This is a genomic window from Pseudomonas sediminis (assembly GCF_039555755.1).
Classification (GTDB): Bacteria; Pseudomonadota; Gammaproteobacteria; order Pseudomonadales; family Pseudomonadaceae; genus Aquipseudomonas; species Aquipseudomonas mendocina_D.
The window spans coordinates 375,019-390,923 of record NZ_CP154631.1; the positions used below are offsets into that span (position 1 = coordinate 375,019).

At 61.7% G+C, this 15,905-nt stretch carries 19 protein-coding genes; 9 read left to right on the forward strand and 10 right to left on the reverse strand.

All coding sequences use genetic code 11. The features are described 5' to 3' along the window. Nucleotides 1-54: 54 nt before the first annotated feature. The gene (locus AAEQ75_RS01905; protein WP_343350729.1) at nt 55-1,188 is read right to left on the reverse strand and encodes a GNAT family N-acetyltransferase; all 1,134 of its coding nucleotides are present in this window, start codon (nt 1,186-1,188) and stop codon (nt 55-57) included. A 97-nt stretch (nt 1,189-1,285) separates the two neighbouring features. Here AAEQ75_RS01905 and AAEQ75_RS01910 point away from each other — a divergent pair, with 97 nt between their 5' ends. Then, on the forward strand, nt 1,286-1,894 hold the full coding sequence (locus AAEQ75_RS01910) for an inorganic diphosphatase (RefSeq protein WP_343350730.1): 609 nt from the start codon (nt 1,286-1,288) through the stop codon (nt 1,892-1,894). A 124-nt stretch (nt 1,895-2,018) separates the two neighbouring features. On the opposite strand, the gene AAEQ75_RS01915 is transcribed toward AAEQ75_RS01910, so the two are convergent. The 7 genes from AAEQ75_RS01915 to AAEQ75_RS01945 form a co-directional block, all read right to left on the reverse strand. Then, nucleotides 2,019-3,272, reverse strand: coding sequence for an OprO/OprP family phosphate-selective porin (locus AAEQ75_RS01915; RefSeq protein WP_343350731.1), 1,254 nt, complete (start codon nt 3,270-3,272; stop codon nt 2,019-2,021). Between the two features lie 158 nt (nt 3,273-3,430). Next, nucleotides 3,431-3,763 (reverse strand): YnfA family protein, encoded by a 333-nt coding sequence (locus AAEQ75_RS01920; protein WP_343350732.1) that lies wholly within the window; start codon nt 3,761-3,763, stop codon nt 3,431-3,433. A gap of 9 nt (nt 3,764-3,772) precedes the next feature. Continuing rightward, on the reverse strand, nt 3,773-4,201 hold the full coding sequence (locus AAEQ75_RS01925) for a hypothetical protein (protein WP_343350733.1): 429 nt from the start codon (nt 4,199-4,201) through the stop codon (nt 3,773-3,775). Between the two features lie 74 nt (nt 4,202-4,275). After that, the gene (locus AAEQ75_RS01930; RefSeq protein WP_343350734.1) at nt 4,276-5,439 is read right to left on the reverse strand and encodes a CynX/NimT family MFS transporter; all 1,164 of its coding nucleotides are present in this window, start codon (nt 5,437-5,439) and stop codon (nt 4,276-4,278) included. 100 nt (nt 5,440-5,539) lie between these two features. Next, the gene (locus tag AAEQ75_RS01935) at nt 5,540-6,352 is read right to left on the reverse strand and encodes an SDR family oxidoreductase (protein WP_017677984.1); all 813 of its coding nucleotides are present in this window, start codon (nt 6,350-6,352) and stop codon (nt 5,540-5,542) included. A 105-nt stretch (nt 6,353-6,457) separates the two neighbouring features. Next, nucleotides 6,458-6,826, reverse strand: a complete 369-nt coding sequence (locus tag AAEQ75_RS01940; protein WP_343350735.1) for a DUF2784 domain-containing protein — start codon at nt 6,824-6,826, stop codon at nt 6,458-6,460. Between the two features lie 6 nt (nt 6,827-6,832). Further along, nucleotides 6,833-7,162: a DHCW motif cupin fold protein gene (locus AAEQ75_RS01945; protein ID WP_343350736.1), complete on the reverse strand. Its 330-nt coding sequence runs from the start codon at nt 7,160-7,162 to the stop codon at nt 6,833-6,835. Between the two features lie 192 nt (nt 7,163-7,354). Between AAEQ75_RS01945 and AAEQ75_RS01950 the strand changes: the two genes are divergently transcribed. The 4 genes from AAEQ75_RS01950 (at nt 7,355) to AAEQ75_RS01965 (ending at nt 10,760) form a co-directional block, all read left to right on the forward strand. After that, nucleotides 7,355-7,579: a DUF2061 domain-containing protein gene (locus AAEQ75_RS01950; RefSeq protein WP_099522227.1), complete on the forward strand. Its 225-nt coding sequence runs from the start codon at nt 7,355-7,357 to the stop codon at nt 7,577-7,579. 155 nt (nt 7,580-7,734) lie between these two features. Continuing rightward, nucleotides 7,735-9,033 (forward strand): serine/threonine protein kinase, encoded by a 1,299-nt coding sequence (locus AAEQ75_RS01955; RefSeq protein ID WP_343350737.1) that lies wholly within the window; start codon nt 7,735-7,737, stop codon nt 9,031-9,033. Further along, nucleotides 9,026-9,796 carry an MlaA family lipoprotein gene (locus AAEQ75_RS01960; protein WP_106733108.1) on the forward strand — a complete coding sequence of 257 codons (771 nt, stop codon included), beginning with the start codon at nt 9,026-9,028 and terminating at the stop codon, nt 9,794-9,796. Before AAEQ75_RS01955 ends, AAEQ75_RS01960 begins: the two co-directional genes overlap by 8 nt. Nucleotides 9,797-9,905: 109 nt before the next feature. Continuing rightward, nucleotides 9,906-10,760, forward strand: a complete 855-nt coding sequence (locus tag AAEQ75_RS01965) for a pirin family protein (protein WP_179575793.1) — start codon at nt 9,906-9,908, stop codon at nt 10,758-10,760. Nucleotides 10,761-10,766: 6 nt separating this feature from the next. Here the strand turns inward: AAEQ75_RS01965 and AAEQ75_RS01970 are convergent, their stop codons facing one another. Together AAEQ75_RS01970 and AAEQ75_RS01975 are read right to left on the reverse strand one after the other, a co-directional pair. Beyond that, on the reverse strand, nt 10,767-11,948 hold the full coding sequence (locus tag AAEQ75_RS01970; protein ID WP_343350738.1) for a patatin-like phospholipase family protein: 1,182 nt from the start codon (nt 11,946-11,948) through the stop codon (nt 10,767-10,769). Nucleotides 11,949-11,983: 35 nt separating this feature from the next. Continuing rightward, nucleotides 11,984-12,916, reverse strand: a complete 933-nt coding sequence (locus AAEQ75_RS01975) for a lipid A biosynthesis lauroyl acyltransferase (protein WP_343350739.1) — start codon at nt 12,914-12,916, stop codon at nt 11,984-11,986. Nucleotides 12,917-13,133: 217 nt separating this feature from the next. Between AAEQ75_RS01975 and minC the strand changes: the two genes are divergently transcribed. The 4 genes from minC to AAEQ75_RS01995 all read left to right on the forward strand — a co-directional run bounded on the left by minC (nt 13,134) and on the right by AAEQ75_RS01995 (nt 15,814). Next, a complete protein-coding gene (gene minC / locus AAEQ75_RS01980) occupies nt 13,134-13,862 on the forward strand; it encodes a septum site-determining protein MinC (protein ID WP_143506051.1) in 729 nt (242 codons plus the stop codon). A 100-nt stretch (nt 13,863-13,962) separates the two neighbouring features. Beyond that, on the forward strand, nt 13,963-14,778 hold the full coding sequence (minD, locus tag AAEQ75_RS01985; protein ID WP_004423409.1) for a septum site-determining protein MinD: 816 nt from the start codon (nt 13,963-13,965) through the stop codon (nt 14,776-14,778). After that, complete coding sequence (minE, locus tag AAEQ75_RS01990) at nt 14,775-15,029, forward strand: cell division topological specificity factor MinE (protein ID WP_004423407.1); 255 nt, start codon at nt 14,775-14,777, stop codon at nt 15,027-15,029. The genes minD and minE overlap by 4 nt, the downstream gene beginning before the upstream one ends. 149 nt (nt 15,030-15,178) lie before the next feature. Then, entirely contained in the window at nt 15,179-15,814 is a 636-nt protein-coding gene (locus AAEQ75_RS01995) for an RluA family pseudouridine synthase (protein WP_143506050.1), read from the forward strand. The last annotated feature ends 91 nt before the right edge of the window (nt 15,815-15,905 follow it).

The window sequence follows — 15,905 nt, forward strand, 5'->3', positions numbered from 1 at the left end:
GGAACTTCCGGCAAACAGCTGTTTCGGCCTTGTGCCGAGAACCTGATCGCTCGATCAGCCCCCGCTGGCCTGGCGAAAAGGCAGATAACTGCGCGCCTCCTCAGCGTAAACCCGCACGCCAGAGCGCTCCTGCTCGAGAAACTCGGCAACCGCAGCATGCAGCCCAGGATGGCAGAGATAATGCCAGGAGCGAGTGATGACCGGCTCGAAACCGCGAATCAGTTTGTGCTTGCCCTGCGCGCCAGCATCGAAGCGTTGCAGACCTTCGGCGATGGCCAACTCCATGCCCTGATAGAAACAGGTTTCGAAATGCAGCCGGTCGAATTCGGCCAGGCAGCCCCAATAGCGGCCGTAGAACGTGTCACCGTCGACCAGACTGAAAGCCATCGCCAGCGCACGACCATGCTGCGTGGCAAACACCACCCGAATCATCTCGGGCATACGTTCGGCCAGCAGGCTGAAAAAGTCCCGTGTCAGATAGGGCGCCTGACCACGCACGTGGTAAGTGTTGGCGTAGCAGTGATAGACGAAATCCCAGTCCGCCTCGCCCAGCTCATGACCCAGGCGCCTGTCGAATTCGATGCCCTGCCCCGTCACCTGCTCCCGTTCCTTGCGCATCTGCTTGCGTTTGCGCGAACTGAGCGTATCGAGAAAGTCCTGAAAATCACGATAACCACGGTTGTGCCAGTGAAACTGACAACCGATGCGCTCCAACCAGCCTTGCCGCTGCATCAGCACAGTGTCGCAAGCCGGGCTGGTGAAATTGATATGCAGACTCGACAAGCCTTCATCGCTCAATTCGGCTGCCAACGCATCGAGCATCTCGGCAGCCGCACCGGCGTCGCCGAGTAAACGCGCTCCGGTCACCGGAGAGAATGGCACGGCGCCCAGCAGTTTGGGGTAGTAGGCGATGCCGGCGCGTCGGCAGGCGTCAGCCCAGCCGTGATCGAAGACGTACTCGCCGTAAGAGTGCTGCTTCAGATAAGCCGGCAACGCTGCCTGGACCTTGCCGTGCCCATCGCACCAGAGCCGGTGCGAGGGCTGCCAACCACTGCGACCGCCAACGCTGCCGCTGTCCTCCAGCGCACTGAGAAAGGCATGACGCAAAAAGGGTTGTGGCTGCGCCAGCAGTCCGTCCCATACGTCCGCGGGCACAGCATGAAGCGAGTCGATGATGGTGAGGGCCATTAACTGAATCCCAGAAGCCAGACTGCAATATATCTCTAACAAGGCCCCAGCAAGATGACTGCCGGTTTATCAACCCACAACCCTAACGGGAGTCATCATGCGCAAATCCCTGCTCGCCCTGGGCATCGCCATCGGCCTCGCGGCCCCCTTCTCGTTCGCTGCACCAAGCATCGTCCATCCCTTTCATGCAGCACAGGCCGAGAACGCGCCGAATGAAGTGCACATGGCGGTGGAAATTCCCGCCGGCAGCATCACCAAATACGAGATCAACGAGGAGGGCCTGGTCTTCGTCGACCGCTTCCAGTCAATGCCGGTTACCTACCCCGCCAACTATGGTTCGCTGCCACGTACCCTGGGGGGCGACAATGACCCACTCGATGCACTGGTACTCACCCGCGAAGCGCTGCATCCAGGCGTGCTGATCAAATTCCGCCCTGTCGCAGTGCTGAGAATGATCGATGGTGGCGAGGCCGATGAAAAGATCATCGGCGTCCCCAGCAGTGATGTCGACCCGACTTACGACAAGATTCGCGATGTCGATGACCTGCCACTGATCGAGCGCCAACGTATCGAGGCATTCTTCCGCGTCTACAAGCAACTCCCGGAAGGCCGCAAGAAGGTCGAGCTGAGCGGCTACGGCAATGCCGCCGAGGCGCGACAACTGATCGAAGAAGCCATGCAGCGTTTCCAGAAGCAGAACCGATAGCCGTCTGGAAAGCGAAGCCCCAGCGGGTCTGGGGCTTTTTTCCGTTCGCTGTCACGTCCGGATATAAGCAACAAAAAAGCCCCGCCAATGACGGGGCTCAAGCAGGAGCAGAATCAGTGATGTATCAGAAAGCGTATTGCAGGCGCAGGCTCACAGCATCGCCATCGTCGTCGCCAGCAGCGTTGGTCACGTTGTCAGCCGACGCTTTCAGGTAGTTGGCGGAAACCTTGATCGCTTCGTTGGCGTACCAGTTCACACCGACAGTGTGGATCTTGGCTTTGGTGTCGATGATGTTCGACTCTTCGGCCTTGATGTTGTCGTAACGGTAGAACACTTCCCACGCACCGAACTGCTTGTTGTCCGGTTTGATGCTGTCGAACTTGCCACCATCGAGCTTGTAGCCGCGCGCTTCACCGGTCAGGGTGTAGGCGAGTTGAACGTTGTAGCCGGTGGCTTCACGGTCATCACGTGCAGAGCCTGACTTGGCGTCGATGTCACGACGCAGGTATTCGCTCTGAATCGAGAACGGCCCCGCAGCGAAAGCTGCCTCCAGGCCCCAGGCGCTATCACCGTCGAACTGGCCGGCGACGGCCGGAGCGAAATCAGGACGGTTGCCGTTCACACCGTCTTCAGTGGTGCCGCGCACGTTGAGGCGCGAACGGATGCGACCATCGAAGTCTTCGGTGCTGCGCTTGGCGTAGTTGACCCCGAAGTGCAGGACGTTACCGGCTTCGGCCATGGGGGCGAACACACCACGCAGGTTGTAGGTGTTGTTGTTCTTGCCGTTTACGTCTTCATTGCCCTTGGCACGGTTGAAGCCAGCCGAACCGTAGAACATGTCGCCAGCAACGCCGCTGACCTGCACGCCCATGCCGTCCTGCTTGTCGTTCACCCAGTCGGCCAGGTCATAGACAGCGGAACGCTCGATGGCAGTAATCCACTTGGAGCTGGTGGCTTTTTCGAGGCCGAAGTCAGGATCGAAGCGGCCGATCTTCACATTGACCGGTTTGAAACCGGTATAAGTGATCGAGGCCTCGTCCCACTTGCTGCTGCCGCTCTCGCCGAAGTCGACGTTGAAGGCGTATTTCCAGTCGGTGTAGGCAACACCGGAAATTTCCAGGATGGCGCGACGGAAGTAGGCTTCGTTGGCGGTATTGCCATTACGGGTATAGATGCCGTCGAACTGATCGAAGTCAGCCTGCAGACGACCACCGATCTTGAAACCGAACTGTTTGTCGGTAGTGGAAGCTTCAAAACCGCCTTTGGTCTTGATCACGATATCAGCGCCGTCAGTGGTGACGGTACCGGCGAAAGCCTGGGCGGAGACGGCCAGAGCCAGGGCGCTGGCTGCGAAACCGGCGAAGTGCTTACGGATCATCGAGGATTCCCCTGTTGGACTTTAAGTGTTGAAAACACCCGAGCAATGGGCTCGTTCGTGTTGGGGGGAATCTTGGCGAGGGGTTATTTCAGCGCAGTTGCCGATATATAAAGATTTGATGACAACGGAACTTTTTACTTCCGATGCTTATAAGCAGATCAAGAGGAATGCAACCGCGGTCCCAGCAGGATGATCGAAGCCCCCACCAGACACAGCGCAGCGCCCAACCAGTCGCTGAGCATTGGCCGGGTCTTCTCGATCAACGCCAGCCACACCAGCGAAGCGACGATATACACACCGCCATAGGCGGCATAAGCGCGGCCGGCGAAGGAGGCTTCGACGCGGGTCAGGATCAGCGCGAACAGCGCCAGGCTTAGCAGCCCGGGAGCGATCCACCAGGCGCTGCGATCGAGCCGCAGCCAAATCCAGAAGGCATAGCAACCGGCGATCTCGAACAGGGCCGCCAACAGAAACCATAGATAGTTGATCATTCTCGCCCCCTAACTGCGCAAGGCGCCTTCGCGCTCCCAGGCGCAACGCACGCGTAGCCCACCTTCCTGCGGACTATGAAAGCCGCTATCGGACTCCCAGCGAAAGGTATGCATACCGTTGAGTTCGGTTTCCAGATGCACCACTGCGCTGGCCCAGTACAGACGCTTGAGCAGCGCCTCGAAGGCTTCGATCCACAGGTTCCATTCGTATTCGATCGCGCCATAGCTGGCGCCGAAGTGGATCACCTGGGTCTGGTAAAGGCCGGCACCGGGTTGGTCGCAGAAGGAGAACATTTCACGACCAAGGAACGGCCAGAGCTCGCCGGCCGGCAATTCGGCCAGCACGCCATGATTGGTTTCACGGCGCAGGCGACGTTGCTCGGGGTCATCCGAGGGCCAGTCGCGGATACAGCCATAGACGATGGATTCGGACTCCACACCGGCACTCCTGAAAAAGCAGAACGCCTTCTAACACAGCACGCCTGGGCAAGAAAGGAACTGCTGCCAATTCTTCAGCGAGGCTGACGCCTGCTACGCCCCAGCAACCACGCCACCAGCGTCATCACCAGCGCCAGCGCAGTGAGCACTGCAAACGGCAGACGGTAGCTGCCGGACAGGTCGCGCGCCAAGCCGGTGAGAATGGGCGTCAGGCAACCCAGGCTGTAACCGGTGAACAGCATCATCGCCGTCCAGCGGCTGACAGCCATCGGCGAGCCGGCTTCGTACAGCGGCAGCACCAGCGACAGGGCGAAGGAGCCACCCAGCGAAAAACCCAGGATCACCGCCCACAGTTCCGGAACGAAACGCGGCATGAAGGTCACCATCGCCAGACAACCGCAGGTGACCGCACCGCAAGCCAACAGTAGCGGATAACGCGCGTTGTAGCGCTGCGCCAGCCAGGGCAGCAGGAACGAGCTGGGCAGCCCCATGAGCATGGCCAGACTGAGCAGCGAGTTGCTGCGCAGCATGCTCAGCCCCGCTTCGTGATAACGCGCCACAGCCCAGGTCGCGATGGCATAGAACAAGCCCGCTTGAATGGCAAAGAAGCAACTGATCAGCCACGCGCGCGGCTGCCGCCAGGGCAGACCACCGCTTTCCTGCTCATTGGCAGCACCCGCCTGGTTGGGCAGCCATAGCCAGAGCATGAACCCGAACAGCGCAGGTGCCGCCCATACCGCCAGGCCCAGGTGCCAGGCGTCACCGAACAACGCCGTGGCCGGCGCGGTGAGCACTGCGCCACCAGCCCCGCCTATGGCCATACCCAGTGAATACCAGCCCACCACGCGCCCCATCTGGCTGGCGAAGTGACGCTTGATGAATCCCGACAACAACGGCCCGGCGACCGCGATGGCAGCGCCCAGGGCAATGGCGCTGCCGATCAACACCGCACTCTGGTGCGCGGCCAGACGTGCCAGCAGCGCCAGACCGATCAGCCCAAGGCAGAGCACGATGGTGCGTTCGAGCCCCCAGCGCATGCCCAGGCGCGGCGCCAGCGGCGCGAGCAGGCCCATGCACAACACCGGCAAGGCCGTGGTCAGACTGATGAAGCTGCGACTCAGCGAAAGCTCTGCAGCGATGCGTTCGATCAGCGGTGCAAGGGAGGTGATGCCGGGGCGCAAATTGATCGCCGCCAGCACCAGGGCCACTAGCAGCAGGGCCCGAGGGACTGGTTTCACGAGGTATCCGAAGTCATTACGACAGGCAGGCCGGGGCGGCCACCCTACCCCCGGTGGCCACACCAGGCAAGCCTACCAGCGAAAATAGCTGACCCTGTGGTCAGCTGATCGATTTGACCTTGCCGCGCATCTTCTCGGCCATGCTGGCCATCTCGTCGTAAAGCGCCTGCGGGTTCTTCTGTTTCAGCGCCCAGGCCATGCGGCCCATCTCATGCGGCAGAATCAGGAAGCTGCCCTTGGCCACTTCGTCATGAATGTAAGTGGCGATATCTGCCGCGCTGATCGGCGAGCTTTCCAGCAGCTTGCCGACCTGAGCCTTCATCGCTGGAGTCGGGCCACGGAAGGAGTCCAGCAGGTTGGTCTGGAAGAAGGATGGGCAGACCACGTGCACGCCGATCTCCAGTTGACGCAGCTCTACCAGCAGACTTTCCGACAGCGCCACCACACCGGCCTTGGCGACGTTGTAGTTGCTCATGCCCGGCCCCTGCATTAGCGCCGCCATCGAGGCGATGTTGACGATCTTGCCCTTGCTCTTTTCCAGCAGCGGCAGGAATGCCTTGCAACCCTTGACCACGCCCATCAGGTTGATCGAGATCTGCCAGTCCCAGTCCTCCAGCGACAGTTCGCTGAAAAAGCCGCCAGAGGCGACACCGGCGTTATTGACGATGATGTCGATACCACCGAACTGCTCCTCGCAGGCCTGCGCCAGAGCGGTCAGCTGGCTGTAGTCACGCACGTCGCAACGTCGGGTGAAGCCATCACCGCCAGCCTCACGGACCAGTTTCAATGTTTCCGCCAGGCCGGCCTCGTTGACGTCGGCCAGCGCCAGTCGCCAGCCCTCGCGTGCCCACCGCAGGGCAATTTCGCGTCCCAGGCCGGAGCCCGCGCCAGTGATCATCATGCGGTTTTGCATAGCAGCCCTGCCTTCAATGTTTGGTTGCAATAGCTGCCAGTGTAGCGAAGGCAATAAAGCACCCGCGCCTTCATCAGACTTATGAATAGGCAGGGCAAATCGCGATCAAGCCTTATTGCGCCAGCGCCAGATCAGCCAGGCGTATACGCTCAGGTTGACCAACACCACGATCGCGCCCAGGTAGAGCTGGATTTTTGGCGTGAGCCCGGCCGGATAGATCAGCGGTATCAGGTAGTGCTCGATAAAGCCGCCGTCATAGCCGGCCTGCCCGGCCGCACGGCGTAACTGGTTTTCCCAGGGCGTCAGCGGACACCCCAGATGCAAACACTCCACCACGATGCCCCAGGCTACTGCAGGTATATGCAGCCAGATCAGGCGCGGCCAGCGCAGCAGCAACAAGCCACCTAGTAGCACGAACAGGATGAAACCCAGGTGCACCAGCACCAGGGCATCGGCAGCCATGCGCCAAAGCATTGCGGCTCAGTCCACCACGAACAGGCGTGCGCCAGACATCGTCGATGAACGATGAGCCTCGGCCCCATCAGCCACCTGATAACTCATACCAGGCTTGAGCACGAATACCCGGCCATCCTCAAGCGCGGTGGTCAGCTCTCCCTCCAGGCACAACAGCACATGCCCTTTCCGGCACCAGTGGTCGGCCAGGTAGCCCGGCGAATACTCGACCATGCGCACACGCAGCGCACCGAACTGGCAAGTACGCCAACGTGCAACGCCACGCTCACCCGGATGCTCGGTCGCTGGTATCGCAGCCCAGTCCGTTACGCCAAAGGGAATATCACTGATCTGCATCGCCCAACTCCACCGCAAGAGAGCGCCACCTTAACGCAGACACCCCGAGGCAAAATAAATAGAAAGAGACTCTCCAAGAACAAAAATCAATTGATCAACACTATCAAGACCATGCAAAGGCCACATTTCCCGACACTGACGAACAGGACTAGCCTCTCTTACATGACGAAATGATTCTCAACGAGGTGCATCATGCTCAAGACCCTGACCTTCACCATCATGCACTTCTGCATCGCCTTCGCCGTTACCTATGCCCTGACTGGCAGTGTCGCAGCCAGCGGCATGGTGGCGGCCATCGAGCCCCTGTGCAACTCGGTGGGCTTCTACTTCCACGAAAAGGTCTGGCAGCGTTTCGAACGCCGTCGTCAGCCTGCGGCAGAGCGCCCAAAGCATGCCTGGCTGCACCACCACGCCTGATTAAAAAGCCTGAAGTCAGTGGTCGCGCGCCTCCTGTTGCGGCTACGCATGTTTCCTTGAGATAAGGCAGGATAGTCTGGCACTTTGCCCCGCTTGCTGCTGTCATAAGCCAGCTGTTCAATCCAGACGCTCTCTTATTCAAAGGGACTTAACACATGCCCAGCCTTGCCCGACTCGCCGCCTTGCTCGGTGGCCTGGCCTTCTGTATCTCAGCGATGGCCGCCGATCTGGATGCGGAAAGCTACGGCTATCCATTGGCCAACCCGTTCGAAGCGACCATCGCCACCACACCGCCCGAGCTGCGCCCGGCGCTGCCGGCCGATGCAGACATCCGGCAGCGCGATTACTCGGTACGCCTGCGCCCGGATCGACAATTCGAGTTGCTGGAGAACTTCTGGCCAGTGACCCGGCTGCGTTATCGCCTGGCCGAGCAGAAAGGCCGCGCGCCGCTGATCTTCATCATCGCCGGCACCGGCGCACACTACGCCAGCGGCACCAACGAATACCTGAAGAAACTCTTCTACGGCGCTGGCTTCCATGTCGTGCAGCTGTCGTCGCCGACCAGCTACGACTTCATGGCCGCTGCCTCGCGCTCGGCCACGCCAGGCTACAGCCCGGATGATGCCGACGATCTGTACCGCGCCATGCAGGCCGTGCGTGCTCAGCATCCAAAGCTGGAGGTCAGCGAGTTCCTGCTGACCGGCTACAGCCTGGGGGCGCTGCATGCCGCCTTCGTCAGCCAGCTGGACGAAACCCGGCGTGCCTTCGATTTCAAACGCGTGCTGCTGCTCAACCCGCCGGTCAACCTCTACACCTCTGTCAGCAACCTGGACAAGCTGGTGCAGACCAAGGTGCAAGGCATCGACAACAGCACCAATTTCTATGACCTGGTGCTGGGCAAGCTGACTCGCTACTTCAACGACAAGGGCTACCTCGATATCAACGAGGCCATGCTCTACGACTTCCAGCAATCCAAGGAAAAACTCTCCGACGAGCAGATGGCGATGCTGATCGGCACCTCGTTCCGCTTCTCGTCGGCCGTTATCGTCTTCACTTCGGACCTGCTCAACCGCCGTGGCCTGATTACCCCGCGCGACTACCGCATCACCGAGAGCACCAGCCTCACGCCGTTCTTCCAGATGGCTCTGCGCTGCGACTTTGACTGCTACATCGCCGAACAGTTGATGCCCATGTGGCGTGCGCGTTATGACGGCGGCAGCCTCAACCAGTTGATCGACAAGAGCAGCCTCTATGCCCTGGAGGACTACCTCAAAAGCAGCGACAAGGTCTCGGTGATGCACAATGCCGACGACCTGATCCTCGGCCCAGGCGATATCGGCTTCCTGCGCCGCACTTTCGGCGACCGCCTGACCCTTTACCCGCGTGGCGGGCACTGCGGCAACCTCAACTATCGCGTCAACAGTGACGCCATGCTGGAGTTCTTCCGTGGTTAAGCACAGCACTCTTATCCTCGCCCTGCTGCTGGCCAGCGGGCAGACACTGGCCGAAGGCCAGGTCGACGCAGACGGCTTCACCAATCCGCTGCAGAACCTGCAATTCAACCCTGGGCTGGATCAACAAGAGTTCGAACGCGCCTCCAGTGACGCCCTGCAGGTCTATGACCCACTGGAGTCGTGGAACCGCCGCGTCTACCACTTCAATTACCGTTTCGATCAGTGGGTGTTCCTGCCCGTGGTCGACGGCTACCGCTACGTCACGCCGAACTTGGTGCAGACCGGCGTACACAACTTCTTCAACAACCTCGGCGAGATTCCCACGCTGGCCAACAGCGTGCTGCAGCTCAAAGGCAAGCGGGCGATGAACAGCACCGCGCGCTTGCTGTTCAACACCATCCTTGGGGTGGGCGGCGTCTGGGACCCAGCGACGAAGATGGGCCTGCCGCGCCTGAGCGAAGACTTCGGCCAGACGCTGGGTTACTACGGCGTGCCCGCCGGCCCGTACCTGATGCTGCCGCTGCTCGGCCCGTCGAACCTGCGCGACACCAGTGGCCTGGTGGCGGATTACAGCCTGGAGAATGCGGTCAACTACCTCGATGTGGCCGACGCCAGCCGCAGCAACCCCGGCATTACCGTGCTGCGCGTGGTCGATACCCGCGCCAATACCGGCTTCCGCTACGGCCAGCTGAACTCGCCATTCGAGTACGAAAAGCTGCGCTTCTTCTATCACGAGTCGCGCAAGTTGAAGATCGCCGACTGAGCAAGGGTTATGCATCGACTTTATCGATGCATAACCCGTAAATTTTCCACCCAAATATCGATTCAACGCGACTAGCATGGCGTCATTCCTACCTTTCAAGGAGCTCGCCATGACCTCGCAACGCCGCGTCATCAGCATCCAGCCTGGGCAACCCGCCTCCGACGGCGCCGGTGTGCGCCTCAACCGCGTGATCGGCGGCCCCGGCCTGGAGCGCTTCGATCCGTTTCTGATGCTCGACGAGTTTTCCACCGACAATCCCGACGACTACATCGCCGGCTTCCCGCCGCACCCGCATCGTGGCTTCGAGACCATCACCTACATGCTCGAGGGGCGCATGCGCCATGAGGATCACCTGGGCAACGTCGGTCTGCTCGGCAGCGGCGGCGTGCAGTGGATGACCGCTGCGCGCGGCATCATCCACAGCGAGATGCCCGAGCAGGAGTCCGGAGCCATGCGCGGCTTCCAGCTGTGGCTCAACCTGCCAGCCAAGGACAAGCTGGGCGAAGCGGGCTATCGCGACATTCCAGCCAGCGATATCCCGCGCATCAACACAGCGTCCGGTGCCGAAGTGGTGGTGATCGCCGGTGAGTTCGATGACGGCGATATCCGCCAGGCTGGCGCCGTGCAACGTCCGCACACCCAGCCTCAGCTGTTCGACCTGAATCTGCCAGCCGGCAGCCAGATCTCACCGCGCCTGGCCGATGGTCAGCGGGTGATGCTCTACGTCTACCAGGGTTTGCTGGAGCTGCCTGGGGCCAGCGCTCAACCGGTCAGTGCCGGGCACCTGGTGCGCCTGTCCGACGAGGGTGAGCTGCACCTGGCCAGCGCCCAGGGTGCGCGAGTGCTGCTGATCGCCGGCACACCGCTGAACGAGCCCATCGTGCAGTACGGGCCGTTCGTGATGAACAGCCGCGAGGAAATCGAGCAGGCCCTGCGCGATTTTCGTGATGGCGTGCTGGCCTGAGCTGAATCAGGCGGACTGGACGACCTCGGTCAAGCCGAGAAAACGGCAGAGGTCGGCCTTGCGCGTCATCGCGTCCTGGTAGCCTAGTTCGATCAGTTCGTTGCAATAGCCAGGCTCGAACAGCAAGTAACTGAGCACGCCCGCCCCACCCGCCTTGGTCGCACCCGGCCCGCGCAGAAACAGTCGCAGCGCCTTGGGCAGCTCACGCTGATGGCGCGCGGCGATCTGATCCAGCGGCTGGCTCGGCGCGATCACCAGCACATCCACCGGATTCAAGCCCAAACCGCGCGGGCGCCGCTCAGGCGGCACCAGCGCGCTCATCTGGTTGAGTCGTTCGAGCAGCTCGATATCGGTTTCCAGGTTGTCGATGAAGGTGCTGTTGAGCATATGCCCGCCGATCTGCGCCAGGCTCGGCGGACGGTTGGCAGGGTTGACCGGAGCAGGCACTTGCGGATCACCGTGCGCGTTGCCACTGACGCCAATCACCAGCACGCGGCTGGCGCCAAGGTGCAGCGCGGGGCTGATCGGGGCTGCCTGGCGCACCGCACCGTCACCGAAATATTCGCGGTTGATCTTTACCGGCGGAAAGATCAGCGGGATCGACGCGCTAGCCAGCAGGTGGTCGAGTTGCAACCGCGTCGGCACACCCACGCGGCGGTGGCGGAACCAGGGGTCGATGGTGGCGCGGCCTTGGTAGAAGGTCATTGCCTGACCGCTTTCGTAGCCGAAAGCCGTCACCGCCACAGCACGCAGCTGGCGATGACGCACCGCCGCCGCGATACCAGAGAAATCCAGCTCGCGCTCCAGCAACTCGCGCAATGGCGAACTGTCGAGCAAGGCCACCGGCACATCGCGCCCCAGACCGAGCAAGCTGTGGCCAACGAAGCGTGCCGCCTGGCGCAGCACGCCCGGCAAGTCGCTGCGGTACACCATGTGGGTATGAAAGCCTTGCCAGACCGAGGTCAGGCGCCGTACCGCCTCGCCGAACTGCAGTGCGCCACAGCCCAGGCTGACGGCATTGATCGCCCCGGCCGAGGTGCCAACTATCACCGGAAAGGGATTGTGCGAGGCGTCCGGCAGCAGGTCGGCAATGGCCGACAGCACGCCCACTTGATAGGCCGCCCGAGCCCCACCACCAGAGAGGATCAACCCGGTAACGGGCGCATCGGGACTGGCAATCACGGTCATCGGGCGATCCTGTTTTTCGTTGCAGTATAGATGGGCTACGCGCGCTTTCCGTACAGCTTCGGCTCGCCCTCGGGACGCGTCTTGAAGCGACGGTGCGCCCACAGGTACTGCTCCGGGCAGGCGCTCACCACCTGCTCGATCCACTGATTGATGCGCAGGCAATCGCCCTCTTCGCTGTCACCCGGGAAGCCTTCAAGCGGCGGATGGATCACCAGGCGATAACCGCTGCCGTCGGCCAAACGCTGCTGGGTGAAGGGCACCACGCGCGCCTTGCCCAGGCGAGCGAACTTGGTGGTGGCGGTAACCGTCGCCGCCTGGATGCCGAACAACGGCACGAAGATGCTCTGCTTGCGCCCATAGTCCTGATCCGGCGCGTACCAGATGGCGCGACCGGCACGCAGCACCTTGAGCATCGCTCGAATATCCTCACGCTCGATAGCGGTTGCATCGAGGTTGTGGCGTTCGCGGCCACGGCGCTGGATGTAGTCGAACAGCGGGTTGTCGTGCTCGCGGTACATGCCGTCGATGGTGTGCAACTGACCGAGCAGCGCGGCGCCAATCTCCAGGGTGGTGAAATGCACGGCCATGAGGATCACGCCCTGCCCCTCGGCCTGCGCCCGCTGCAGATGCTCGAGGCCTTCGACGTGCGCCAGGCGAGCCAGGCGCGCCCTGGGCCACCACCAGCTCATGGCCATCTCGAAGAAGGCGATACCGGTGGAGGCGAAATTCTCCTTCAACAGACGTTCGCGCTCGGCAGCACTCTTGCCTGGGAAACACAGCTCCAAATTGCGCGCGGCAATCTGCCGGCGCGAGCTCGCCGTGCGATACATCAGCCAGCCCAGTGCCCGCCCCAGCTTCAGTTGCAGCGCGTAAGGCAGCTGCACCACCAGCCACAGCAACCCGAACCCCAGCCACAGTGGCCAGAAGCGCGGATGAAGAAAATAGGCGCGAAAGCGGGGGCGATCCATGAGGCGTTTCCGATCACATACAAAGCCGCGCATTCTAACGCAGTTTCCCCCTCGCTCGGCGGCTTCGCTGCGAGCCATGCTGGTCACGGCGACCGCCCAGCGGCGGGACAGCTTCGCCTCCGGTCGGACTCGTCTGCTCAGGCGGCTTGCGGCATGCGGGCTATCTCGTTATAAGTCCGGGCATCTTTCGACTCGCCAGAAGGCCCATCGCATCACCATGAGCCAAGCCGACCTCCTCGCCCAAGACCCCGTATTCCAGCTCAAGGGCAGCATGCTCGCCATCACTGTGATGGAACTGGCGCACAACGATCTCGAACGCCTCGATGCGCAACTGACGGAAAAAGTCGCCCAGGCCCCGGCCTTCTTCAGCAATACGCCGCTGGTACTGGCCCTGGACAAACTGCCGGAAGGCGAAGGCGAACTGGATCTGGCAGAGCTGATGGCGGTCTGCCGCCGCCACGGCCTGCGTACCCTGGCCATCCGCGCCTCTCGCGAAAGCGATGTCGCCGCAGCCGAAGCCATGGATCTGCCAGTACTGCCGCCATCCGGCGCACGCGAACGCCCTCTCGATCCAGCGCCGAAAAAAATTGTAGAAAAGCCCGCCGAACCCGAGCACAAACCCAGCCGCATCATCACCAGCCCGGTGCGCGGCGGGCAGCAGGTCTATGCCCAGGGTGGCGATCTGATCGTGCTGGCGCCGGTCAGCGCCGGGGCGGAACTTCTCGCCGATGGCAACATCCATGTTTACGCGCCCATGCGCGGCCGCGCTCTGGCGGGCATCAAGGGCAACACCAAGGCACGGATTTTCTGTCAGCAAATGGGCGCCGAAATGCTGTCGATCGCCGGCCATTACAAGGTCGCCGAAGACCTGCGCCGCGACCCGCTGTGGGGCGATGCGGTACATGTCAGCCTGTCGGGTGACGTGTTGAACATCACCCGCCTTTAACGGATACTGCGGCCACTTTTTTACGGACACAAAAAGGCATCTGGAAGCCTCGATTGGCTGACGGATTCCCGCGTTTTATTCATTTTTAGGGTGAATCACCTTGGCCAAGATCCTCGTAGTCACTTCCGGCAAGGGTGGCGTCGGTAAAACCACCACCAGCGCCGCCATCGGTACCGGCCTCGCCCTGCGCGGCCACAAGACCGTCATCGTCGACTTCGACGTCGGCCTGCGTAACCTCGACCTGATCATGGGCTGCGAACGCCGCGTGGTGTACGACTTCGTCAACGTGGTCAACGGCGAAGCCACCCTCACTCAGGCCCTGATCAAGGACAAGCGTCTCGAGAACCTCTACGTGCTGGCCGCCAGCCAGACCCGTGACAAGGACGCACTGACCCTCGAAGGCGTCGAGAAAGTCATCAATGAGCTGTCGCAAAATTTCGAATATGTGGTCTGCGACTCGCCTGCTGGTATCGAGAAGGGTGCACACCTGGCGATGTATTTCGCCGACGAAGCCATCGTCGTGACCAACCCGGAAGTGTCCTCGGTACGTGACTCCGACCGCATGCTCGGCCTACTGGCGAGCAAATCACGCCGCGCCGAGAAAGGCGAAGAGCCGATCAAGGAACACCTGCTGCTGACCCGCTACAACCCCGAGCGCGTCACCAAGGGCGAAATGCTCGGTGTCGAAGACGTCGAGGAAATCCTCGCCATCCGCCTGCTCGGCGTGATCCCCGAATCCCAGGCCGTGCTCAAGGCGTCCAACCAGGGCATCCCGGTCATCCTCGATGACCAAAGCGATGCCGGCCAGGCCTACAGCGACGCTGTTGATCGCCTGCTTGGCAAGGAAGTCGCGCACCGCTTCCTGGATGTGAAGAAGCAGGGCTTCCTGCAGCGCCTGTTTGGAGGTCGAGAATGAATATTTTTGACTTCTTGCGTTCACGCAAGAAGGAAACCACCGCATCCATCGCCAAAGAGCGCCTGCAGATCATCGTTGCCCACGAACGTGGCCAGCGTACTCAGCCGGACTACCTGCCTGCCCTGCAGCAGGAGTTGGTGGAAGTGATCCGCAAGTACGTCAACATCGACTCTGACCAGGTACAGGTTGCACTGGAAAACCAGGGCAGCTGCTCGATTCTGGAGTTGAACATCACTCTGCCGGATCGTTAATCGAGTCCAGTTGCGCTCACGGCGGCTTCGGCCGCCGTGTTCGTTTGTAGCCATCAATAGCCCGTAGGAGCGAGCTCTGCTCGCGAATATCGGTGACCTGCATTTTTCGCGAGCAGAGCTCGCTCCTACCAGACCGTTGCGAACGCCCCATGCCGCTTAGCCAGATCGAAATTCTCCACCAGGACGCCGCCCTGCTGGTGATCAACAAGCCCACCCTACTGCTGTCGGTGCCTGGCCGCGCCGATGACAACAAGGATTGCCTGGTCACCCGCCTGCAGGAAAACGGCTACCCCGAGGCGCGCATCGTCCATCGGCTGGACTGGGAGACCTCCGGCATCATCGTCCTGGCCCGCGATGCCGACAGCCACCGCGAGCTGTCGCGCCAGTTCCACGACCGTGAAACCGAGAAAGCCTACACCGCCCTGTGCTGGGGCCAGCCGCAGGCCGACAGCGGCAGTATCGATCTGCCGCTGCGCTATGACCCGCCGACCAAGCCGCGTCACGTCGTCGATCACGAACTGGGCAAGCACGCCCTGACCCACTGGCGCATCGTCGAGCGCTGCGGCGACTGGTGCCGGGTCGAGCTCACGCCCATCACCGGCCGTTCACACCAGTTGCGCGTGCATATGCTGTCCATCGGCCATCCGCTGCTGGGCGATCGTCTCTACGCCCATGAGCAGGCCCTGGCAGCCCATGAGCGCTTGTGCCTGCACGCCAGCATGCTCGCCCTCACCCATCCGCAAACGGGCGAGCGTCTACGCTTCGAATGCCCAGCGCCGTTCTGACAACTCCCGCTCCTCACGCCCGTAGGGTGCGCCGTGCGCACCAGCAAAGGCGATCGGGCGATCTCAGACCGCAAACGCGCAGCGCACCTTA